Source organism: Micromonospora tarapacensis, assembly GCF_019697375.1.
GTDB classification, from domain to species: Bacteria; Actinomycetota; Actinomycetes; order Mycobacteriales; family Micromonosporaceae; genus Micromonospora; species Micromonospora tarapacensis.
On the sequence record NZ_JAHCDI010000004.1, the window covers coordinates 823,664 to 844,773 of the forward strand.

Below are 21,110 nucleotides of genomic sequence, written 5' to 3' on the forward strand. Positions count from 1 at the left end.
GGCCAGTTCGTCGCTCATCGCCGCATTCTTCCCGACGGCGCTGTGGTCAGCACCCGGCCGAGCTGGCGCCGGGACTCCACGCCGAGTTTCCGGAACACCTTCCGCAGGTGGTAGTCGACCGTGCTGGCGCTGATGAACAGCCGCTCGGCGATTTGTGGATTGGTCAGGCCGTCGCGGGCCAGCGCGGCGATCGCCGCCTCCTGCGGTGTGAGGTCGCCGGCGGTCTCGGGACTGCGCCTGCGGGCGGTCTCGCCGGTCGCCATCAACTCCTGGCGTGCCCGCTCGGCGAACGCAGGCGCCCCAATGTCCTCGAACATCGTCAGCGCCGTCCGCAGCGTGCCTCGGGCGTCCCTCCGCCGGCGCTGCCGCCGCAACCACTCGCCGTAGAGCAGATGTGCGCGGGCCAGATCGCCAACTGCGGCGGTCCGGCCCAGGGTCGTGATCGCCGACCGGAAGGCGTCCTCCGCCGACGAAGCGGGCGCCAGCAGCGCCCGGGACCGGTGCAGCAGACCCAGCGCCCACGGGGTACCGCTGGCCGTCGCCCGCTCGGTGACCATCTCCAGGGCCTGCGCGCCTGCCACCCGGTCGCCGGAGTGAACCGCCGCCTCGACCAGATCGGGCAGCGCCCGGGTGTACGCGCGTGCGTAGTCGGACTCGATCAGTTCGGTGGCGACCGCGGACGCCGCCCCGTAGTTACCCAGTGCCAGCTCAAGCACGGTTAGCCCGGCCCGGGAGAGGCCGACACTGGACCCCAACCCGAGCCGGATCCCCGCCTCGTACACCCGCTCGATGCGTTCGCGCGCGTCGCCGGGTGCCCGCCAGCCGACCTGTTCCGGGCTGCGGTACACGTCCCACATGTACGGCGTGCTGGCCACCGCGCTGCGCAGCTCGTGAACCTCCAGCAGCAACTCGTCCGCGGCGTCCAAACGTCCGAGCGTGGTCTCGTGCGTCGCCAGCGCGTAGAGCGACGTCTCCAGTATCTGCAGCGCACCGGTGCTGCGCGCCACGCCCGCCGCCCGGTGCAGGATCGACTCCCGGGTCCGGTCGTCCCAGATCCGGGTGCAGGCGGTGACCGCCGTGACGTAGTGCGTGAGCACTTCGGCGTCGGGCAGCTCCCCGGCGGCGACCCGGGCCGTCGAACGGCGGATGATCGGAACCGCGTCCGCGTAGCCCCGCACGGTCATCGTCGCGATCCCGGCGAGCAACGACTCGGTGAGCGTCCCGCCGGGTGCCGCGTGGTCCAGCACCACTTCGGAGATCTCCCGCAACCCGGTGCCCTCGGTGAGGTACTCCGCGGTCAGCGCGGCGTCGAACGCAGCGAGCAACGCGCCCCGCCCCAGTGCCGGATCGACGGCGCGGAACTCCTGGTACGCCGCCAGGCAGGTCGCTGGGACCTGCGCCATCCCGCGTTCGCCGCCGAGGGCGATGAACGTCCTGGCCCGCAGCATCAACCGGTTGCCCTGCCCGGTCGGGTCGAGCAGAACGGGGTCGATCGCGTCCAGCAGCACTTGCGCCTGCGCCGGAGCGCCGGAGGTGTACGCGGCATCGGCGGCGGCGAGCAACCGCCCGGCCCGCTCCCGCTCGTCGGGAGTCAGTTCGGCGGCCCGGGCGAGGAACGTGGCGCGAGCGGCGTAGCCACCCCGGCCGGCGGCCCGTCCCGCTGCCGTGACCAGGTCGGCGGCGACGTCCTCGTCCGGTTGCAGCGCCGCCGTCGCCCGGTGCCACGCCCGCCGGTCGGCGTCCGAGGTACGGGTGGTCGCCCGGGCCAGCGCATGGTGCACCTGCCGCCGTTCAGAGCTCGTCGCGCCCCCGTACACGGCCGAGCGCACGAGGGGGTGCCGGAACCGGATCTCACGGCCGGGGAACACCAGCCGGGCCCGCTCCGCCTCGTCGGCGGCCTCGGGGGAGACGCCCAGCTCGGCGGCGGCCGCTGTCACGTATCCGACGTCGCCCTGGGGCTCGGCGGCCGCGATCAACAACCAGCGCCGGGTCGGCGCGGCGAAACGGCGCACCTGATTCAGATAGTGGGCCTCGAGCCGGCTGCCGACCGGCAACGGCTCCGGCAGCAGCAGCGCCCCGGACAGCTGGTTCTCGGTCAGGGACGCGGACAGGTCGGTGATAGCCAGGGGATTGCCCCGGGTGACCGTGACGATCCGCGCGGCCACCTTCGGGTCGAGCACGCCGCCGACCACCGAGCGCAGCAGGGCCAGGGCGTCCGCCTGCGGCAGTCCTTCGATCGGCAGCGTCGGAAGTCCTTCCAGGACGGCGACGTCCTCGGTGCCGGCGCGGACGGTGAGAACCAGGCCGATGCCCTCGGCGTACACCCGGCGTGCGACGAACGCGAGCACGTTCAGCGATTCCCGGTCCAGCCACTGGGTGTCGTCCACACAGCACAGCACCGGGCCGTGGACGGTGATGCCGGCCAGCAACGACAGCGCCGCGAGGCTGACCAGGAAGCGGTCCGGCGCCGGGCCGTCGGTTAGGCCGACGGCCACCGACAGCGCTTCGCGCTGCATCGGCGGCAGACCATCAAGATCCTGGAGGTACGGGACGAGCAGGCGATGCAGGGCCGCGAAGGAGAAGCCGGCTTCCGCCTCGACGCCCGCCACCCCCAGCACCCGCAGTCCGTCCGCTGCCCCGGCGACCGCGTCGAGCAGCGCCGTCTTACCGATGCCGGCCTCGCCGCGCAGCACCAGCACCTGGCTCATCCCGCCGCGGACCTGTGCCACCAGGGCGTCCAGCGCAGCTCGTTCGGTGTCGCGTCCCAGCAGCACGGCAGCAGACTACGTGAACGGCGCGACGACTACGAGGTTCGCCGTCACGCCTACGCGACGGCATGGACGCGATGCCCGGCACGCCGTACCTACCCTGACGGTGTGATCGAGTTGGACACCGCCCGGCATGTCATGCACGGCCGGGACGACGAGCAGGCCATCATCGCCGGTCTCCTGGCCGGTGCCCAGACCCGGCGCGGCGCCGCCCTGGTGATCCGCGGGCACCCGGGCATCGGCAAGACGATGCTGCTCACCGTGGCCCGCCAGGCAGCCGCCGAGGCCGGGATGCTCGTGCTTGCCGCGAACGGCGCGGAGGCCGAGGCGGCGCTGCCGTTCGCCGGGCTGCACCAGCTGCTCGCCCCGCTGCTGAGCAACCTGCCCGCACTGACCCCGGCCCTGCAGCGCACCCTGCGCGGCGCGTTCGGGCTCGAGGACATCCGCCCGGACCTGTTCACCGTCGGCCTGGCCGTCCTCGAACTGCTCGGCGACCAGGCCGCTCGCAGACCGCTGCTGATCGTCGCCGACGACGCACACTGGCTCGACCCGGAAACCCTGGCCGTCCTGGTGTTCGTGGCCCGGCGGCTGACCGTCGAACCGATCGCCGCGGTGATGACGGTCCGGTCCCAGCACACCGGTGTGCTCTCCGGCACCGGCCTCGGACAGCTACGGCTCGGCGAGCTCGACGACACCACCGCCGAGCGGGTGCTCGCCGACCATGCGCCCGACCTCACGCCGAGCCTGCGCGAGCGGGTCCTGGCCGAGGCCGCCGGAAACCCCCTGGCCCTGGTGGAGCTGCCGCGCCTGCTGGTCCCCGGTACGGAGGTGCCGGAGCTGCTGCCGGTCAACGAGCGGCTGGAATCGGCATTCGCCGACCGGTTCGCCCAGCTTCCGGAACCGACCCGCGCGATCGTGGCGGCCTTCTCTGCCGACGCCGGATGCCCGCTGCCGGACCTGCTGGCGGCCGCGCAGGCGCTGACCGGGACGGCCCCGTGGCCGGGCAGATCCAGCCGGCCATCGACGCCGGCCTGGTCCAGATCCACGACCGGCGGCTGCGGTTCCGGCACCCGCTGGTCCGGTCCGCGGTGTACGCCGCGATGGACGACTTCTCCAGGCTGACCATCCACGCCGTGCTCGCCGATCGCCTGGCCGACCCCGACCGCCGGGTCTGGCACCGCAGCGCGGCCACCCTCGGCCCGGACGAGGAGGTCTGCGACGAACTGGAGGCCGCTGCCGGCCGCGCATGGGAACGCGGCGCGCTCGGCGTCGCCGTCACCGACCTGGACCGGGCCTCGGACCTGACGGCCGACGCCGGCCGGCGTTCCTCGCTGCTGCTGCGCGCCGCGGAACTGGCCTCGCAACTGCACGACCGGCAGATCGCGGTCCGGCTTGTCGCCAAGGCCCACCCGGCGCAGGGCAACGCCGCGGACCAGGCCCGGCTGGCCCTCGTCCGCGACATCGTGGAGCCCGGCGACGTCCGCGACACCGACCGCATCACCCTGCTCTGCGACATGGCCCTCAACGCCCGGGCCACCGGGGACACTGGCCTGGCCGCGATGCTCTGCTGGCGGGCCGCATCCCGCTCGTGGTGGGCAGGCCTGCCGGTCGACGACGGCGAACGGATCGTCGCCGTGCTCGGCAAGCTCGGCCTGGCAGCCGACGAACCGGCCGCGCTGGCCATCGCCGCGTACGCCCAGCCCGACGTGCACGGGCCCGCCGTCCTGCGGCAGCTGCCGTCGCTGGTGCCCGACCGCAGCGACACCGACGGCATGCGGTTCCTCGGCGGGGCCGCCCTAATCCTCGGCGACTTCGTCACCGCGTCCTCGTTCATGGGCACCGCCTCGGCCGGCTACCGGGCACAGGGCCGCGCCGCGCTGCTGGCCCGCAACCTGTCCTCGACCGCCTTCATCCGGTTGTGGCTCGGCGGATGGCCCGCGATCCGCGCCGACCTGGAAGAGGCCGAGGCCCTGGCCGAGGAGACCGGCGACTACTTCTGGATCGTCGCGGCCCGCGCCGCCCAGGCCCTACTCGAAGCGATGTGCGGCAACCATCAGGCCGCGTCCCGGCTGGCCGACTCGGTGCTGGCCAGCCCGCTGGTGGCCGGCGTGCGGTTCGTCTCCCAGGCCGCCCAGCACGCCCGCGGGATGGCCGCGAACGCCGCCGGGCGCCACGACCAGGCGTTCGACCTGCTCCTGCGGGTCTTCGACCCTCAGGACGACACCTTCCACCCGGACATGTGCGGCTGGGCACTGCCCGATCTGGCCGACGCCGCCGCACGCTCCGGCCGCCACCAGGAAGTACGCGAGATCCTCGCCCGATCCCGGCGGCGGGCGGACCGGCTGCCCTCACCTATGCTGCGGCGCTCCCTGGCGTACGCCCAAGCCGTCCTCGCGCCGGAGGACGACACCGAGCGGGCGTACGAGAAGGCTTTCGCGATGGACCTCGCGGCGTGGCCGGTGCACCGGGCGCGGCTCCAGCTCGCCCACGGTTCGTGGCTGCGCCGCCGCCGCCGCATCCTGGAGTCCCGCCCGCCGTTACGCGCCGCTCGCGACGGCTTCGACGCGCTCGGCGCTGCCGCCTGGGGCCGCCTCGCCCGTGAGGAGCTCCGGGCCGCCGGCGAGGAGAGCGCCGGCCGGGAGACCCCGTCCGGCGAGCGGCTGACCGCGCAGGAGCTGCAGACCGCGATGCTGGCCGCGGCCGGCCTGACGAACCGGGAGATCGGGCAGCGCTTGTTCATGTCGCACCGCACGGTCAGCTCCCACCTGTACCGCATCTTCCCGAAGCTCGGCATCAGCGCCCGCGGCCAGCTGCGCACGGCTCTGGAGACGCTGCCGCAGTCAGCTGACTGATGCGTCCCCGCCGGGCGCCGGAGATGGTCGGGGCATGAAAGACGTACGAGTTACGCATATCGGTGGACCGACGACGCTGATCGAAGTGGCCGGCTGGCGGATCCTCACCGACCCCACCTTCGACCCGCCGGGCCGTCGGTACTCGTTCGGCTGGGGCACCGGCTCCCGCAAGACCACCGGGCCGGCGCTGTCACCGGAACAGGTCGGCCCGGTGGACGTCATCCTGCTGAGCCACGACCACCACGCCGACAACCTCGACAATCGCGGCCGGGAACTGATCGCCCGGACACCCGTCGTGATCACCACCCGCGCCGGAGCCCGCCGGCTCGGCGACCCGGCGCAGGGGTTGCAGGCCTGGGAGAAGACCGTCCTGCGGGACCCGGATCGGCCGGCCATCACCGTCATTGCGACGCCGTGCCGGCACGGACCGGCGCTGAGCAGGCCGATCGCCGGCCAGGTGATCGGCTTCGCCCTGCACTGGCCCGGGCAGGAGCACGGCGCCCTCTGGGTCACCGGCGACACCGTCCTCTACCCGGCGGTGCGCGACGTGCCGCGCCGGCTCACCGTCGACACGGTGTTGCTGCACCTGGGCGCGGTCCGGTTCCCGATCACCGGCCGGCTGCACTACAGCCTCACCGCGGCCGAAGCCGTCGAGCTCTGCCGCCTGGTTCGGCCCCGCACCATCATCCCGGTGCACTACGAGGGATGGTCGCACTTCAGCCAGGGACGGCAGGCGATCGAGCGGGCCTTCGCCACCGCCCCGGACGGGCTCGGCGAGCGACTGCACTGGCTGCCGCTGACACGACAGTCAGTGGACTGATGCCCGGGCGGCCCCGGATCGACCAGCGTGGTGGCATGCCAACTCGACGTAACCTCATCGCCGGCTCAGCGGCCATCGCGGCCGGCACCCTGATCGGATCACCGGCCACCGCGTCCACCCGCAGCAAGCCGACCGTCGTGCTGGTGCACGGCGCGTTCGCGGACGCCTCCGGCTGGAACGACGTCGCCCGAATCCTGTTGCACGATGGCTACCGGGTGATCGCCCCGGCCAATCCGCTGCGCAGCGTGTCCGCCGACTCCGCCTATCTCTCGAGCGTCCTGGCGACCCTGACCGGGCCGCTGATCCTGGCCGGCCACTCCTACGGCGGCATGGTCATCACCAACGCCGCCCGGGACAACCCCCACGTCAAAGCCCTGGTGTACGTCGCCGCGTTCGCCCCTGACGAAGGGGAGACCCTGCACGACCTGCAGGTCAAGTACCCCGGCACCAAGCTCGACGAGAGTTCCCTGGACTTCCGGCCGCACCCCGGCGGCTACGACGGATACGTCAAGCCGGAGGCCTTCCGCGAGGTGTTCGCCGCCGACCTGCCCCGCCACGTCACCGACCTGATGGCCGTCACCCAGCGGCCCGGCGACACCACCACCCTGGGCGAGCCGTCCGGTGCGCCCGCCTGGAAGACGATTCCCTCGCACTTCCTGATCGCCCGCCACGACAACCTGATCCCGGCCACCGTGCAGCGATTCATGGCCGCCCGGGCCGGTGCCCGCAGCGTCGAGGTGAACTCCTCGCACGTCGCCATGATGTCCCAGCCGCGCGCGACCGCGGCCCTCATCCGGAAGGCAGCCCGATGAGATACGTGACCACCACCGACGGCGCGTCCATCTTCTACAAAGACTGGGGCGCGGGACGCCCGGTCGTGCTCAGCCACGGCTGGCCGCTCAACTCCGACAGCTGGGAGGCCCAGGCGCTCTTCCTGGCCGGCCACGGCTACCGGGTCATCGCCCACGACCGCCGGGGGCATGGCAGGTCCACCCAGACCTGGCACGGCAACGAGATGGACACCTACGCGGACGACCTCGCGGCCCTGATCGAGCACCTCGAGCTGACCGAGGTCACCCTGGTCGGGTTCTCCACCGGCGGCGGCGAGGTCACCCGCTATCTCGGGCGGCACGGGAGCGCCCGGGTCGCGCAAGCGGTCCTCGTCTCCGCGGTGCCGCCGCTCATGGTGCGCCGCGACGACAACCCGCACGGTGTGCCGATCGACGTCTTCGACGGCCTGCGCGCCGGCTCGGCGGCCGACCGTTCGCAGTTGTATAAGGACCTCGCCGACGGCCCGTTCTTCGGCAACAACCGCGACAGCGTACAGATCTCCCAGGGTATCCGCGACGCGTTCTGGCTGCAGAGCATGGCGGCCGGGCACCGCAACGCCTACGAGTCCATCGCGGCGTTCTCGGCCACCGACTTCCGCGACGACCTCGCCGCCTTCGACGTGCCGACGCTCGTCATCCACGGCGACGACGACCAGGTGGTGCCGTTCGAGGTCGGCGGCAAAACCTCCGCCGACCTGGTCAAGGACGCCCGGCTGCTCGTCTACCCGGGCGCGCCGCACGGTATCACCGACACCCACAAGGAGCAGCTCGGCAACGACCTGCTCACGTTCCTCGAGGAGTACCGCGCATGAGCACGATCGTCCTGATCCACGGACTGTGGGTCACCCCGCGCAGCTGGGAACAGTGGATCCCGTACCTCAAGGCCAAGGGCCACACGGTGATCGCGCCCGCGTACCCCGGCTTCGACGTCGAGGTGGAGGCGCTACGCGCCGACCCGGCCCCGATCGCCGCTGTGACCGTCCCCGAGACCCTCGCCCACCTGGAGGAGATCATCACCGCACTGCCGGAGAAGCCGATCCTGATCGGGCACTCCTTCGGCGGCACGCTCACCCAGCTGCTGCTCGACCGGGGCCACGGCGCGGCCGGCGTGGTAATCGACTCGGCGCCGCCGGAAGGTGTCCGGGTCACCCCGCCGTCGCAGATCAAATCCCTGTTCCCGATCTTGAACAATCCGGCGAAGCGCCACCAGGCGGCCGGCTTCACCCCCGAGCAGTGGCACTACGCGTTCACCAACACCCTCTCCGAGGAGCAGGCCCGGGAGGCCTACGACCGGTACGCGATCCCCGCGCCGGGCAGCTGGGTATGGGCCTACGGCCTGATCGCCAACTTCAAACCCGGCAAGCAGGAGACCTGGGTCGACTACCACAACAACGCCCGGGCGCCGCTGCTGTTCATCGCCGGCGGCGCGGACCACATCATGCCGCCGTCGGTTAACAGATCCAACGCCGAGCACTACAAGGCGCCGGACACGATCACCGACTATTACGAGTTCGCCGGCCGGTCCCACTGGACCTGTGCCGAACCGGGCTGGGAAGAGGTCGCCGACAAGGCACTCGACTGGGCGTTGCACCACGCTCGCTGACGGGTCGCATCCTGGGCCGGCGTCGTCTCCTGCCGGCCCAGGGAGCCGAGGATCATGCGTAGGTCCCGAGTTCGATTCTCGGAGGCGGCTCAGGGGAAGGCCCCGACCAGGAGAAATCTCGATCGGGGCCTTATGTTTGTCTATGTTGTTTGAATCGCCCCCCGAAAACCCCCCAGAAACGCGTGTGCGCGATCGGGTTTCACGTGTCTGCGCCGTGGCAGGGGCACGGCAAAGTCAGCGGGTGGGGTGTTTGGGCCACGGGCAGGGCAAAGTCGTAGAGTGCTCGTCTGAGGAGCAGTGACAAGTCCTCAAGGACCTGGCACTGATGTTCAACAGCATCGTGCAGGGTTGGATCAACTATTACGGGCGCTTCTGCAAGTCCATGTTGTATCCCCTCCTGCGGCGCATCAATGATCATCTGGTGCGTTGGGCCATGCGGAAATACAAACGGTTGCGCCGACGCGAGAAGCGGGCGGGGGAGTTGATGGCGGAAGCCTCACGGCGATCCCCACGACTGTTCGCCCACTGGCGGTTCGGCCTCAAACCCGGCGGCTGGACGATGGGAGCCGTGTAAGCCGAGAGGTTTAAGCACGGTTCTATGAGCGGCGGGGGTGCGATTCCCCCCGCCGACTCTCCTCGTCGTCATGGTGTCCGGAACGAGGGAACAGGCCGAAAGCCTGTGGGAACAGGTGGCGGCGGTCCTCGCCCCGGTCCGGCTCCGGCTGGCACCGGACAAGACGAAGATCGTGCGTGTGCCACGCGCGCAGAGGGAGAGGTTGGGATGTAGGTAGGAGACCTCGATCGATGTGCTGCTGCGTGGAAGATGAAGGATTGTGGCCCTTCGGCATCGCCCTTCGGGGGGTGGTGTCAAACCGCCTCATGCTGCGTTGGCTGAAGACCGGCGTGGTGAGCGATGAGGAAAAGGCGCCGTGAGAGGTGTCAGGTGGGAATCGGGAAGGCGAGCGTAAGCGAATCGCTATTGAAGTGTCGAAATTAGTTTTAGATGGCATCAGAACTGGAGCGTGCACGAGGTTCCAGGATGAGTCTGGCGGATACCCGGTTACTGGCCAGGCGGTGCCCGGCATGTAGGCGACGCGAGCCCGGTTTGCTGCTTTCACGTGGAACGTGGGAAGGCCAGCCCCGACACTGCCGCCGCTGGGGAGCGGCGGCGAGAGGGAGTGCGCCAAGCGGCAGAAACCGTAAGGCGTTGAGTACTGTCGCGGGGTTGGCATTCGGACCGGCTCATAGTAGTGAGGAACCCTCTGTAATGGAGGGGGAGCGAAGGGGCCGGACCATCCGGGGTGAGTTCGTTCGGGCAACCAGAAGATTCTGGGAGGGATCGAGTGGGCGAGCTGAAGTCGCCGGGAAAGCCGTTTGTCATCTCGAAGCGGCTCGTCTGGGAAGCGTACCTGAGAGTCAAGGCCAACCAGGGTGCGCCGGGTGTGGATGGGTGCTCGATAGAAGAGTTCGAAGCCGATCTGGAGAATAATCTGTACCGGATCTGGAATAGGATGTCTTCGGGTAGCTACTTCCCACCCCCGGTGAAGGCGGTGGAGATGCCGAAGTCGCATGGCGGGGTAAGAATTTTGGGCGTGCCGACTGTGGCTGATCGGATTGCGCAAACGGTGGTTGCCATCGAGTTGGAGAAACGGGTGGAACCGATGTTCCACCGGGACTCGTTCGGCTATCGGCCACGGCGCTCCGCGTTGGACGCGGTAGGCACGTGCCGGAAACGCTGCTGGGAATACGATTGGGTGGTCGATTTGGACATCCAAAAGTTCTTCGACAGTGTCGATCACTCGCTGATGGTCAAGGCGGTAGAGGCCAACACCGACCAACCGTGGGTGGTGCTGTATGTGAAAAGGTGGCTCGTTGCGCCGATACAGCATCCCGACGGTTCCCTGCACGAGCGAGACAGAGGAACCCCGCAGGGTTCGGCCGTTTCGCCCGTGCTGGCCAACCTCTTCCTCCACTACGGATTCGACCTGTGGATGGCCCGCACGTTTCCGGCTGTCCGGTTCGAAAGATATGTGGATGATGCGGTGGTGCACTGCGCGACCCGCCAGCAAGCGGAAATGCTGCGGGCCGCAATTGATCAGCGGATGGTGGAGATCGGGTTGCGACTGCACCCGGACAAGACCCGAATAGTCTATTGCAAGGACAGCAACCGGCGGGACGAGCACGATGCCGTCTCGTTTACGTTCTTGGGCTACACCTTCCAACCCCGGCGAGCGCGGAACACGCGGAGGCAGGTGCGGTTCACCTCGTTCCAGCCTGCGATGAGCCGGGAGAAGCTGACCGAGAAGGGCCGGGAAGTCCGCCGCTGGCGGCTGCACCGGCGACCAAACGACACTCTGGACGACCTCGCGGAGGCGATCAACCCGATCGTGCGAGGTTGGATGACCTACTGGGGCCGGTTCTACCGGACCGAAATGGACCCGCTTCTCAAACGCATCAACACCTACCTGATGCGGTGGGCGCGCAAGAAGTACAGGCGGTTGCGTGGGTTCAAGCGCCTCAAGGCGTGGTGGAAAGCGGTTACGCAACGTGACCCCGTCCTCTTCGCGCACTGGGAGTGGACTCACCGTTTCCATCCGGCTGGGTGGTAAGAGCGGAGTGACGGGAGACCGTCACGCTCCGTTCTGTGGGAGCCCGAGGGTGAGATTCCCTCGGGCTACCCGACACATCGACGAGGGCTTCAAACTTTCTCGGGTTCCGCATCCGGAGAGACCGGCAGAAGGGAAGCGACCGCCGTTACATCTACGCCTTCCCATCGAAGATGGCGCTCGCCCCGGGGTCCGACGCGGCCATCCTGTACATCGGCGGCAAGGCGGGCTGCGGCTGGCGCATCGACCGAGCCACCACTAGTGTCTGCGGGTTCAGTCGGGATGGCGGGCGATGGGTTTGCCGCGTGGGTGGATGCCGGCGACGCCGCGGCCCAGGTCTATGGCCGTGCCGGAGCGTGCGGTCGCGGCGAGCGCTGCGCCGAAGAGGAGGATCTGGTTGAGCAGGTAGAGGTAGGTGAGCAGGCCCACAGGCCCGACCACCGCTGTGAAGGCGGGCCGGTTCTCGGTACGAGCGATGAGCAGGCGTCCGACCGTGTTAAGCAGTTGGATGCCGAGGGCGGTGACAAGGGCCGCCGGAAGCAGCCGGCGCAGGCTCATCCGGATCCTGGACAGTGCGGTGAGCACCGCGGTGGCGAGAACCAGGTTGACGAGCAGCTCGAGCAGGTGGCTGCACACCGCCACGACGGTGCGGGAGCCAGGTGTCAGACTTTGCGTGAGCGTGTTAATCAATGCGGTGGTGGCGAGTGATCCGGCGAACAGTAGTCCCAGCCCGACGAGCGCGCCGAGGTCGACCAGCCGGCGCAGGAGCCAGTTGCCTGGCTGTTGGTCGAGCAGCCATACCGCGCGCAGCGAGGAGCGTAACGCCTCTACCCAGCCGATCCCGGCCAGCAGCAGGGCGGCGCCCGCGAGCACGGTCACGTCGCCGCGGCGGACCTCGTTCGCGATCGGCGCGATCCAGGGCAGATTCGACTCCAGGTACTGGTTTGCCGCCCGTAGCACACCCGCTTCGTCCGGATCCAATAGACGCCCAACGATCGAATACGCGAGCACGCCCAGTGCGTAGGTGGCAAAGAACCCAAAATATGAGACGGCACCGGCGAGCCGGCCGCCGAGCACATCGGTGAACCTTTGGACTGCTCGCCACGTGTGATTGACCACCATCAACCGCTGGCGGGCACCGGCGAGTGTCCGAGAAAACCGATCCTTCAACCGGCTGTTGATCCCCACTCCCGTATCATCGCGCACGGACACGGCCGGCCTCGGAGTTTGAGCGAGTCCACCCTGACGGAGCTAGAATGTCACCGGCGATAGGCAACCAGCCGGGGTGGCGATCGGCTGCTCATGCTGTCGTTGGTTCGTGCCGGCTCAGGGGGTGGCTGCTTGAGCTGCTGGGGTGCGTCATGGTCTCGACCGCACCGCGACCGAGGGCGTCGGCCCGGCCTCAGCTGGGCTCCTTACGTACTGGTAGGGGATGGCAACACATCCCAGCGCTCGTGACAGCCGTCCAAGATCGCTTATATCGTTTGATAACGGATCTATGGATGGCATGCAGAAGAGTCCATGGATGCGGCTGCCAGCGGTCAACGGAGCCTTGAAGCGCGAGTAGGCGGCGGAGCAGGCAACCCAACGACGGCGATGATGCAGAAGCCGATCGCCGCACGGAGCACGGTCAACATGACCGGAGACACCCCGGCTGCGGCGAGGTGCGGATATGCCGTCGTTCCGGCTACCACCGCGAGGAGCGCCAGGAAGGCCGTCGCCAGGGTCCGCGACGGAGTGAGGGCCTTACGCCTGGCACTGTCCATGGGCTAATGGTCGCGCTGCGATGTCGAGCCCGCGATCGTCCGCTCAAGAAGTTAGCGTCCTGATCTGCCGCCGACAGCGCGTCATGCAGCGTGGACGGCTGCCATAGGGCGAGCGTCCCTCCGCGCCGAGGTCATTGCGGCCGTCCAGTCCAGGGGATCATGATGAGCGGTCAGCGATGTGCAGTCGGCGGAGGAGGTTTATGGAAGAGGACGACTTCTGGATGCGGCTGGAGTCCCGCATCTGCGGAGAGCTTCAAGGTTTCGAGGACAGGCAGCTCCGCTGGAACTGGTGCGACGGCCTTGTCGCTGAACAGTACGACCTGCTGCGCGAGGAGCCGTGTATCCGGGGCCGTGCCTGGGTGCGGGCCGAGCGGGCAGGAGCCCTGGAAGTTCGTCCTGCTTGTCGACGCAGCCGCACGATCGCGCGAAGAGATTAACTGGTCGGCACTGATGCCTGACGACCGGATGACGGGCTGGCTATTTGCTGATGCTCCAAACAAGACGATGATCATCGACCCGTTGTCGTGCTACCCGGACTAGGCATCCTCATCTGGCCGCGATGAGCGCGGTCTCGCGCTCATCGCGGCCCCCCTTTGCGCTTGTTGCTACCAGGCCCCGACATGGCACTGTGGACCATATGGCGGACACGAAGATGACCGAATCTGCCGGAGAGCGTTGCCGCCGTTCCGCTACTGCTGGGCGTCACTCTGCAGCGTGATGCGACCGACGGGCCGACTGTGCCAAGCGGTATGCGCGTGCGACCGTGGACGAAGTGGCGGCAAGCTGCGGACGGGACGGCAACCAGACCGTCTGAATGCCGAGTTGTTCGTTCATCGTCGTACCGAAGGTTCTCGGCCGTACGCACGCCGCGGACGATGACCGTGGCGCCGCGGCGTAGGCAGTAGGCAGTGGTCAGGCCGGTCCAGGTGTCCACCTCGACATTGCCCCAGGCTGCCGGCATGGCGTCGCCCACGAGTACGGCCCTTGTCTCGGCCTCGGCGGTTGGTCGCTTGTTCGCGTTCACCGCCAGCGACACGATGACCCGGTCGAACATCACCCGAGCACGGGCCACCAGGTCGCGGTGCCCCGAGGTGAACGGATCGAACGTGCCGGGATAGACCGCCAACGAACCGTGTACCGGCGCCGCCCCGCGATCCGATGTAGCCGTCACCGCGACTCCAACCACATGGCCACGATCATCCCAGCCTTACATGTGCCGACCCGACTTTAAGCATTGTCGTCACTACCGACCACCGCCGACGTCCTGATCTGCCGCCGACGGTGCACGCCGCCGCCAGTCGGAGCCGTCACGCTCCGTGGGCGGCCTCAGGTTCTGGTCGATGTCCGGTCCTGCCGAATTGAGTGCACGCATCTTGGTCGATTTCGGCGTTCGGATTGAGTGACAGCTGGTGAAGCCGAGCAGCTGGGCTCGTCCCGAGTGCTCGATAAACCGAAGCGGCGGCCCGGGAGCAGTCTCGGGCCGTCGCTTGTGGTTCATACCTGGAAGTAGTGCCCCCCGTCCAGGTCGGCGATGAGGCCGGGGTGGGTCGGGGTCCAGCCGAGCAGTTCGCGGGTGATCACGGCTGATGTGGGGTTGTCCATCTGCGCGAACGCGCCGAGGAAGCCGAAGTAGTCGCCCGCCTCCTCGGGGCTGATGCTCCGGACCGGGATGCCCAGGTTGCGGCCGACGGCGGCGGCGATGTCGGCGAACGGGACGCCCTCGTCGGTGACCCCGTGCAGGCGCGAGCCGGCCGGTGCCTTCTCGAGGGCGAGTCGGTAGAGGTTGGCAGCGTCGAGCGTGTGCACGGCCGGCCACCGGTTGGCGCCCTCGCCGACGTATGCGGCGTACCCGTTCTGGCGGGCGGCGGCAATGATGGCTGTGATGAAGCCGTGGTGGTCGAGCGAGCTGTGCACCGTGGGCGCGAGCCGGACGACCGAGGAGTGCACGCCGCGCGAGGCGAGGTCGGCCACGAAGTTCTCCGCGTCGATCCGGTAGCCGCCCGGGAGCACGTCCCGTTCGGTGCCGGGGCGGCCGACAACGCCGCCCATCACGATCATGGCCGTCCCGCTCGTGCCGACCAGCGGCTTGCCGGAGCCGTCCAGACCGTCGGCCAGTGCCTTGAGGGCGACGAGGTCGGCCTCGGCAGCGCCGGCCATGTCGCCGGTCAGCATGAGGTCGTGGCGAAACGCGAGGTGGATCACGCCGTCGGAGGCGGCCGCCTCCTCGCGCAGCACGTCGAGGTCGGACAAGTCGCCGCGGCGCACCTGGGCGCCGAGCTTCTCGATCGCGGCGGCCGACGCGTCGGAGCGGGCCAGGCCGACGACCTGGTGCCCGGCGGAGAGTAGTTCCGGCAGGACCGCGGAGCCGAGGTGGCCGGTGGCGCCGGTGAGTAATACCCGCATCGTGGTTCCTTCCCAAGGACCGATGTCATCTTGTGCTATCACCGTACACCGTGATGTCACCACGCGACATGCTTCGCCGAGAAAGATGTCGCCGTGTGACATCGGATACCATTGCCGGCATGGCACGCTGGCAACCGGACGCACGCGGCCGCTTGGAGGCGGCCGCCTTCGAGCTGTTCCGCGAGCGCGGCTTCGACCAGACCACCGTCACCGACATTGCGGCCCGCGCCGGCCTCGACAAACGCACGTTCTACCGGCTCTTCGGCGACAAGCGCGAGGCACTCTTCAGCGGCGGCGAACTGCTGGAGGAGGCCTTGGTCAAGGCGGTCGCCGAGACGGACGCCGCCCCTTTCGAGACGGTTATCGCCGCCTTCCACCGGGTGGCCGACGAGATCTTCGCCGACCGCCACGACCTGGCTCGGGTGCGCCAGTCCATCATCGAGAGCAGCCCCGAGCTACAGGAGCGCGAGCTGCGCAAGACGGGCGCGCTAGCAGCGGCGGTCGCCGCCGCCCTGCGCGCCAAGGGCGTCGGCGAGACCACCGCCACCCTGGCCACCGAATCGGGCGTCACGGTCTTCCGGGTGGCATTCGCCCGCTGGATCGCGCCCGGCAGCGACGCCCCCCTCACCGACCTCATCGCCGAGATGGCCGCCGAACTGCACGCGGTCACGTCGGCCCCACCCGCAAACGCGGCGACGCCCACCAGACGATCGTGACGAAACGTCGGCAACACTGCTGAACGGGTGCACGGATCTGCCGCCAATCGCTCGCTACGCAGCGTCACGTTCAGCTCAAGTCTGCGGATGTTGATCGATCAAGGCCGCAGATCGTCTTCTCTAGGCTGACGCCATGTCGGCGGAGCCGGATACGGCCGGGACAGACCTGGAACGTGCACAAGTCGCTGCGGGCCGCGCTACAACGATCCGGCCATGCCCGGCGAGGTGGTCGCCCGGCTGAGTAGTGCGCATTTCGCCTTGCCGACCGGCAAACCGCGGCCCACTTGACCGCCCGGCTGCGCCTCGCCGGATTGCCTACGATCCCGGCAGGTGCCACATCGAGTGGTGGAACCAGCACCCACTCAGACAGTTCCAATATCCGACGTCACCATTAAAGGTCGCACTCAGCGAGATCGACGACGTGCTGCAGACCGTCTGGGTCTCCGGGCCAGGAACCGAACAACCCGGCACACTGCTCTCCAGCGGGATAACGCCGCTGCCGTCGGAACAAGCCCGCGCTGATGATCGATCTCGGACGCCGCAGCACGCCCATGGACGGCGGCATCTGCACCTACCAAGTCGTCGTCGACGGCGGCGCCTGCCCTTGGAAGTTGAACTGCGAGGGCTGCGACAAGTTCGTGATGACCGGCGCTGACCTGCTCTACTGGCGGCGCAAGCGCGAACATTGGTTCTCGCTCGCCGAACGCGCGCCCACCGACGAGATGGCCGACTGGTTGCACCAGCAGTTCGAGCCCACCGCCAAAGCGATCGACGGCCTGGAACGAGCCCTCGCTGGTCTCAACCTTCTGGAAGACGCGCTCGCGCTCGACTTACGCCGTCCGCAGGACTACTTCCACCGGCTCTGGGGCGTCGGGTTCCGAACCTCCGACCTCGTCACCGTCGGCAGCTCGAAGGAAGATCAATGATCACGACCGGCGCCGGAACCGTCCGGACACAGGCGGCCAACCGCGCCCGCCAGCAGAGCACCCGCGACAAGCTGCAACGCGTCGACACGACGCTGCGCACCATGCGCCGCGAGCGGACCCCGATCACCTATCCCGCGGTCGCGGCCCGAGCCGGCGTGTCTCGCACCTTCCTCTACCAGAACACCGACGCCAAGAAACTGGTGACCACCGCGATCGCCTCCAACGGCGACCAGCGGCGCCGAACCCAGGCAGCACACGACGCGCACGTCGAAGCCTCCTGGCACCAGCGCGCGCTCAACGCAGAGGATGCACTCAAGGCCACCTACACCGAGATCGACACTCAACGGAGCGCATCGGCATCCTCCTCGGACAGATCCGCGACCTGCAAGCCGAGTACGCCGAAGGCACCGCCCAACGCCTCGCCGAGCAGAACACCACGCTCAAGCAGCGCGTTCGCCAGCTCACCGAGGACAACAGGGGGCTGGAGCAGAAGCTGCAAGCCGCCCGCTCCAACAACCGCTTCCTCGACAAACGCCTGGCAGACCTCGAAGCCGAACTCATCGAAACCAGATGACTCCTTCGTCCGAAATGGCCCCACCCAGGCATCGCGGCCTACGGATAGGAACCCGAGGACACGGACGAGCCACAACATGGCCAGAAGTTCGGCCCACGGTAGTGAAGCCGCTACCGACGGGCATTGACACCCGTCGCATCGATCGGCACAAACGAGCCATTCCGGTGGTCGGTACTTACCGCCACCACCGATGAGCGAGGCGGAAGCTCCAGTAGCGTGCTTGGGGCTTCATCGCTGCGATCCTGGGGAGGTCAAAACGTGCGGAAGCGTTCCCGAAGGCTCGTTCCAGCTATCGCAGGCGTGCTGGTGGCGGCGCTCGCTGCCGCAGCCCCTGCGGCAGCCGATCCCGGCGGCCGTCCGCTGCCCTCCGAGGTTCGATCGACGGAGGAGAGGCAGCTAGTCGATGAACTCGGGGTTCAGCCACCCGACGTGGACGCCAAAACGCTGCAAGCATCCAGCGCGGCTCGGCGGATTCAGCAGGTCATCGACGAGGGCCACGATCAGGGGTTCGGTTCGTTGCGGCTGGTTCGCGACACCGGCGCGGTGGAACTGCGTTGGAAGGGCAAGTTACCCGCAGCGGTCGACGAGGCCGTCAGGGCAGGACGCCGTGACGTGCCGGTCGCGGTGGTCGGCAGCAAATTCACGCTGGCCGAGCTGACTGCGGAGATCCGTCGCCTGTTCAAGGCTCCAGCCTCACAGCTTGGCGGTGAACTGGTGACTGCGGCCCACTGCCAGACGCGAGCGGGCTCAAGCTCTCTGTCGCTGGCACCACGAACGTCTCTGCGGTTACCAGCAACCTACGCGCGAACAGGATTCCCGTTCAGGTGACGGCCGTGCCGGCGATTCAGCCGGCCGGACGCTGGGACGATGTCACGCCGTTCTGGGGCGGCAGCGTCATCTGGACAGGCACCGGCGCCCTCTGCACCGCCGGGTTCGCAGCCAGAACGTCCACTAACGCCCGAGTGATGATTACCGCACGGCACTGCGGAGCGAACACCAACTGGTACACCCCGCTCTACCAACTCTACGTCGGGCGCTCCAACAGCGGCTCAGTGGCTCTCGACGCCATGACCATCAGCGAGCAGACCTACCAGGGTGCGGTCTTCACCGGCCCCTTCAACTCCAACTCCGGCGTACCGATCGTAGGCTGGGCCAATGCCGTTCTCAACGACGTGGCCTGCACCTCCGGTGGCCTCAGCGGCAACGACTGCAACACCAGAATTACGGAAACCAACATCTACTTCAACCTGAACGGAAACCTCACTGGCCCAGCGTTTGTCACTGAACACTTGGCAGGGGTCGCATCCGTCGGTCAGGATGACAGCGGTGGGCCGACGATCGGCTACGACACCGGCGGATTCAGGGCGTTGGGCATCATCAGCGCCGTCGCGACCGGGCAGGAGTTCGAGGGCACCTGCCAGGGGTATGACTACACCGGACGCCGGTGCTCGCGGGTCGCATTGCACATCAATATCGGCAGCATCCTGTCGCACTTCAACCTGACCATCGCCACCAGCTGACCCGACGGCAGGTCCGCGCTATGCTAAATCTTGCCATGCGTACGCAACGAATCGGCTTGGTCGCAGCAGCCAGCTTCCTGGCGGCGACAGCAGGGTGCGCCGGATCCAAAGCCAATGATCTCGGACAACCGGCGGGGCCGACACCGGCCCAAACCCGGGAACTCCTGACGACGCCCTCCACGGCTCTCGGTGACACACCGCGGGATCTGCTGATCCGGGACGCCGAACGCACCTATCCCACCAACTCGTACTCAGGCCTGAGCACCGATGGAGCGGCGCTGGTGATCCACCGCGTGCCAGTGCCACGAGTGGACGAACTCGACACCGGTCTGCGCCTTCGACACCGGGACGTCCAGTTGGCCTTCGCCGACGCGCAACATCCACGCACCGTGCTAAACGAGGTGTCGGACAGCATCAAGAAGGACATCTCGTACTGGCAAACCGAAGGAGTGGCCGTCGCGGCCGTGGCACCCCGCGCCGACGGATCCGGCGTCATGGTCATGGTCGACCAAGCGACCGCGGACCTGGCCGCTGCCATGCGGGAACGATACGAGTTCCCGAACCTCGAGCTGACCCAAGGCGAGGTCGCCCCCGCCTGACGCCCCTCCGTCCTCATGCAGATCAACTGCCCAGCCGAAACGCTGCCCCCGCACCCATCGGCCAGACTGCGCGCCATGCCCGCGAACTACGGCTTTGCAGTGGTCAATGGTCGGACGCTTGCCGACAATGCCCCCGAGGTGATGATGTCGCTGGCGGTCAACACAGGAATCAACTCCGGCCTAACCCCTGACACCACCAAAGAAGCCCGCTCCGACTCCTTCCCGTACGTGGTTCCCGCCGCGCGGTGACTCCTGTCCTGTCACGACCCGCCGTCGCAGTACTAGGAACCTAAAGATCACCAGAAGTCGTGCTCGTCCTCTACACAACTCTCAGCCATGGCGTTTCAGGACGGAGCCAAACAAAACGAAACAACGCCGGGGCCTTGCGAACACCCCGACACCAAGCGGCGTATCCACGAGTTGCTGGAAGTCTCCGGCCTGCTCGGCGGGCAGGGACAGCGTGTAGTAGGCGGTCTCGCGGCTGGTCTTCCCACCTTCCGGCCGTCACCCAGGCGACCGCATGACCGCGTAGCGGCACCGTGGAGGCGGTGAGCTCGGCGGCGGTCGTGACGAGGAAGAGGACGAGGCCCCTGTGACCGCAGAGTTGCAGGATGGCGAAGACGTCCGCCGGGAGGAGGGTCTGGCGGGCGTCACCGCTCATCAGGATGAGCGGGTCGGCCAGCCTGGGGTGATCTCCCCGACCACCCCTGGCAGGGCGACGAGTCGGGCGAGCCGGCGGAACAGGTAGGTGGCAGTGAGGACGAGCGCGAGCGCGACGGCGCCGTGCAGTGCGGTTGTCGGGTAGCTCATCGCGCCGTCCACGATCGAGCCGTACGACTGTCGGGCGGTCGTGCCCGAGGGGCCGGGTGCCTGGTGTTCCTGACTGGTGGGTCGGGCTCGTGCGGGCCGCGGTCCGGCGGCCCGCACGGCACCGGGCGGGTGGGTTTACCAGGGCCAGTCGATGAGGTGAAGGGTACGCACCGGGCAACCTCCCAACACTGCGTTGGCGATCGACTACCTCCTGCATCGTTACTGATCGCGGTAACTCCTGTAAATATCCTGCCCGTGGGATTTTCCTGAAATTTGGCCGATCAGCGGCGCCCGGCTGGCAGAGGGGTCGAGCGGGC

At 68.4% G+C, this 21,110-nt stretch carries 20 protein-coding genes and 2 pseudogenes; 16 read left to right on the forward strand and 6 right to left on the reverse strand.

Features of this window, described 5'->3' with window-relative positions:
* Positions 1 to 14 precede the first annotated feature (14 nt).
* Positions 15 to 2,774, reverse strand: coding sequence for a helix-turn-helix transcriptional regulator (locus KIF24_RS09815; protein ID WP_331461062.1), 2,760 nt, complete (start codon positions 2,772 to 2,774; stop codon positions 15 to 17).
* A gap of 102 nt (positions 2,775 to 2,876) precedes the next feature.
* Between KIF24_RS09815 and KIF24_RS32470 the strand changes: the two genes are divergently transcribed.
* From KIF24_RS32470 to ltrA, 8 genes and pseudogenes are all read left to right on the forward strand, one after another.
* Positions 2,877 to 3,890 carry an ATP-binding protein gene (locus tag KIF24_RS32470; protein WP_331461063.1) on the forward strand — a complete coding sequence of 338 codons (1,014 nt, stop codon included), beginning with the start codon at positions 2,877 to 2,879 and terminating at the stop codon, positions 3,888 to 3,890.
* 1,316 nt (positions 3,891 to 5,206) lie between these two features.
* Positions 5,207 to 5,620, forward strand: coding sequence for a helix-turn-helix transcriptional regulator (locus tag KIF24_RS33855; protein WP_269440671.1), 414 nt, complete (start codon positions 5,207 to 5,209; stop codon positions 5,618 to 5,620).
* 34 nt (positions 5,621 to 5,654) lie between these two features.
* Entirely contained in the window at positions 5,655 to 6,440 is a 786-nt protein-coding gene (locus KIF24_RS09825) for an MBL fold metallo-hydrolase (RefSeq protein ID WP_221083753.1), read from the forward strand.
* Positions 6,441 to 6,475: 35 nt separating this feature from the next.
* Positions 6,476 to 7,252, forward strand: coding sequence for an alpha/beta fold hydrolase (locus tag KIF24_RS09830; RefSeq protein ID WP_221083754.1), 777 nt, complete (start codon positions 6,476 to 6,478; stop codon positions 7,250 to 7,252).
* Positions 7,201 to 8,082 (forward strand): annotated as a pseudogene (locus KIF24_RS09835) (alpha/beta fold hydrolase); the annotation flags it as partial. The gene KIF24_RS09830 and the pseudogene KIF24_RS09835, both read left to right, overlap by 52 nt.
* Positions 8,079 to 8,873, forward strand: coding sequence for an alpha/beta hydrolase (locus tag KIF24_RS09840; RefSeq protein WP_221083756.1), 795 nt, complete (start codon positions 8,079 to 8,081; stop codon positions 8,871 to 8,873). The pseudogene KIF24_RS09835 and the gene KIF24_RS09840, both read left to right, overlap by 4 nt.
* Before the next feature lie 316 nt (positions 8,874 to 9,189).
* Complete coding sequence (locus KIF24_RS09845) at positions 9,190 to 9,447, forward strand: group II intron maturase-specific domain-containing protein (RefSeq protein ID WP_269440672.1); 258 nt, start codon at positions 9,190 to 9,192, stop codon at positions 9,445 to 9,447.
* Positions 9,448 to 10,216: 769 nt separating this feature from the next.
* Positions 10,217 to 11,482 carry a group II intron reverse transcriptase/maturase gene (ltrA, locus tag KIF24_RS09850; RefSeq protein ID WP_221083758.1) on the forward strand — a complete coding sequence of 422 codons (1,266 nt, stop codon included), beginning with the start codon at positions 10,217 to 10,219 and terminating at the stop codon, positions 11,480 to 11,482.
* Positions 11,483 to 11,752: 270 nt separating this feature from the next.
* On the opposite strand, the gene KIF24_RS09855 is transcribed toward ltrA, so the two are convergent.
* A complete protein-coding gene (locus KIF24_RS09855; protein ID WP_221083759.1) occupies positions 11,753 to 12,667 on the reverse strand; it encodes a YhjD/YihY/BrkB family envelope integrity protein in 915 nt (304 codons plus the stop codon).
* Positions 12,668 to 13,445: 778 nt separating this feature from the next.
* Here KIF24_RS09855 and KIF24_RS09860 point away from each other — a divergent pair.
* A complete protein-coding gene (locus KIF24_RS09860; RefSeq protein WP_221083760.1) occupies positions 13,446 to 13,682 on the forward strand; it encodes a hypothetical protein in 237 nt (78 codons plus the stop codon).
* Positions 13,683 to 13,822: 140 nt separating this feature from the next.
* On the opposite strand, the gene KIF24_RS09865 is transcribed toward KIF24_RS09860, so the two are convergent.
* A complete protein-coding gene (locus tag KIF24_RS09865; RefSeq protein ID WP_331461064.1) occupies positions 13,823 to 14,416 on the reverse strand; it encodes an adenylyltransferase/cytidyltransferase family protein in 594 nt (197 codons plus the stop codon).
* A 323-nt stretch (positions 14,417 to 14,739) separates the two neighbouring features.
* Positions 14,740 to 15,648, reverse strand: a complete 909-nt coding sequence (locus KIF24_RS09870) for an SDR family oxidoreductase (protein ID WP_221083761.1) — start codon at positions 15,646 to 15,648, stop codon at positions 14,740 to 14,742.
* A 53-nt stretch (positions 15,649 to 15,701) separates the two neighbouring features.
* Between KIF24_RS09870 and KIF24_RS09875 the strand changes: the two genes are divergently transcribed.
* From KIF24_RS09875 to KIF24_RS34980, 3 genes and pseudogenes are all read left to right on the forward strand, one after another.
* Positions 15,702 to 16,364 (forward strand): TetR family transcriptional regulator, encoded by a 663-nt coding sequence (locus tag KIF24_RS09875; protein ID WP_230415441.1) that lies wholly within the window; start codon positions 15,702 to 15,704, stop codon positions 16,362 to 16,364.
* Between the two features lie 521 nt (positions 16,365 to 16,885).
* A complete protein-coding gene (locus KIF24_RS09880) occupies positions 16,886 to 17,290 on the forward strand; it encodes a hypothetical protein (protein WP_221083762.1) in 405 nt (134 codons plus the stop codon).
* A gap of 101 nt (positions 17,291 to 17,391) precedes the next feature.
* Positions 17,392 to 17,508: pseudogene (locus KIF24_RS34980) on the forward strand (hypothetical protein); the annotation flags it as partial.
* A gap of 122 nt (positions 17,509 to 17,630) precedes the next feature.
* Here the strand turns inward: KIF24_RS34980 and KIF24_RS32480 are convergent.
* Positions 17,631 to 17,942: a hypothetical protein gene (locus KIF24_RS32480; protein WP_230415442.1), complete on the reverse strand. Its 312-nt coding sequence runs from the start codon at positions 17,940 to 17,942 to the stop codon at positions 17,631 to 17,633.
* A gap of 351 nt (positions 17,943 to 18,293) precedes the next feature.
* Here KIF24_RS32480 and KIF24_RS09890 point away from each other — a divergent pair, with 351 nt between their 5' ends.
* From KIF24_RS09890 to KIF24_RS09905, 4 genes are all read left to right on the forward strand, one after another.
* Positions 18,294 to 18,692 carry a hypothetical protein gene (locus KIF24_RS09890; RefSeq protein ID WP_221083764.1) on the forward strand — a complete coding sequence of 133 codons (399 nt, stop codon included), beginning with the start codon at positions 18,294 to 18,296 and terminating at the stop codon, positions 18,690 to 18,692.
* On the forward strand, positions 18,689 to 19,384 hold the full coding sequence (locus tag KIF24_RS09895) for a S1 family peptidase (RefSeq protein WP_221083765.1): 696 nt from the start codon (positions 18,689 to 18,691) through the stop codon (positions 19,382 to 19,384). Before KIF24_RS09890 ends, KIF24_RS09895 begins: the two co-directional genes overlap by 4 nt.
* Before the next feature lie 308 nt (positions 19,385 to 19,692).
* Positions 19,693 to 19,983 carry a hypothetical protein gene (locus KIF24_RS32485; RefSeq protein WP_331461065.1) on the forward strand — a complete coding sequence of 97 codons (291 nt, stop codon included), beginning with the start codon at positions 19,693 to 19,695 and terminating at the stop codon, positions 19,981 to 19,983.
* Positions 19,984 to 20,058: 75 nt separating this feature from the next.
* Positions 20,059 to 20,232 carry a hypothetical protein gene (locus KIF24_RS09905; protein WP_221083767.1) on the forward strand — a complete coding sequence of 58 codons (174 nt, stop codon included), beginning with the start codon at positions 20,059 to 20,061 and terminating at the stop codon, positions 20,230 to 20,232.
* A gap of 411 nt (positions 20,233 to 20,643) precedes the next feature.
* On the opposite strand, the gene KIF24_RS09910 is transcribed toward KIF24_RS09905, so the two are convergent.
* Positions 20,644 to 20,793: a hypothetical protein gene (locus KIF24_RS09910; protein ID WP_221083768.1), complete on the reverse strand. Its 150-nt coding sequence runs from the start codon at positions 20,791 to 20,793 to the stop codon at positions 20,644 to 20,646.
* Between the last annotated feature and the right edge of the window lie 317 nt (positions 20,794 to 21,110).

Bases quoted from the DNA above. Each gene is read 5' to 3' on its own strand.
- KIF24_RS33855 (WP_269440671.1), top strand. From the start codon at position 5,207: ATGGACCTCGCGGCGTGGCCGGTGCACCGGGCGCGGCTCCAGCTCGCC.
- KIF24_RS09825 (WP_221083753.1), top strand. From the start codon at position 5,655: ATGAAAGACGTACGAGTTACGCATATCGGTGGACCGACGACGCTGATC.
- KIF24_RS09830 (WP_221083754.1), top strand. From the start codon at position 6,476: ATGCCAACTCGACGTAACCTCATCGCCGGCTCAGCGGCCATCGCGGCC.
- KIF24_RS09840 (WP_221083756.1), top strand. From the start codon at position 8,079: ATGAGCACGATCGTCCTGATCCACGGACTGTGGGTCACCCCGCGCAGC.
- KIF24_RS09860 (WP_221083760.1), top strand. From the start codon at position 13,446: ATGGAAGAGGACGACTTCTGGATGCGGCTGGAGTCCCGCATCTGCGGA.
- KIF24_RS09870 (WP_221083761.1), bottom strand. From the start codon at position 15,648: ATGCGGGTATTACTCACCGGCGCCACCGGCCACCTCGGCTCCGCGGTC.
- KIF24_RS09875 (WP_230415441.1), top strand. From the start codon at position 15,702: ATGTCACCACGCGACATGCTTCGCCGAGAAAGATGTCGCCGTGTGACA.
- KIF24_RS09880 (WP_221083762.1), top strand. From the start codon at position 16,886: ATGATCGATCTCGGACGCCGCAGCACGCCCATGGACGGCGGCATCTGC.
- KIF24_RS32480 (WP_230415442.1), bottom strand. From the start codon at position 17,942: ATGTTGTGGCTCGTCCGTGTCCTCGGGTTCCTATCCGTAGGCCGCGAT.
- KIF24_RS09905 (WP_221083767.1), top strand. From the start codon at position 20,059: ATGCCCGCGAACTACGGCTTTGCAGTGGTCAATGGTCGGACGCTTGCC.
- KIF24_RS09910 (WP_221083768.1), bottom strand. From the start codon at position 20,793: ATGAGCTACCCGACAACCGCACTGCACGGCGCCGTCGCGCTCGCGCTC.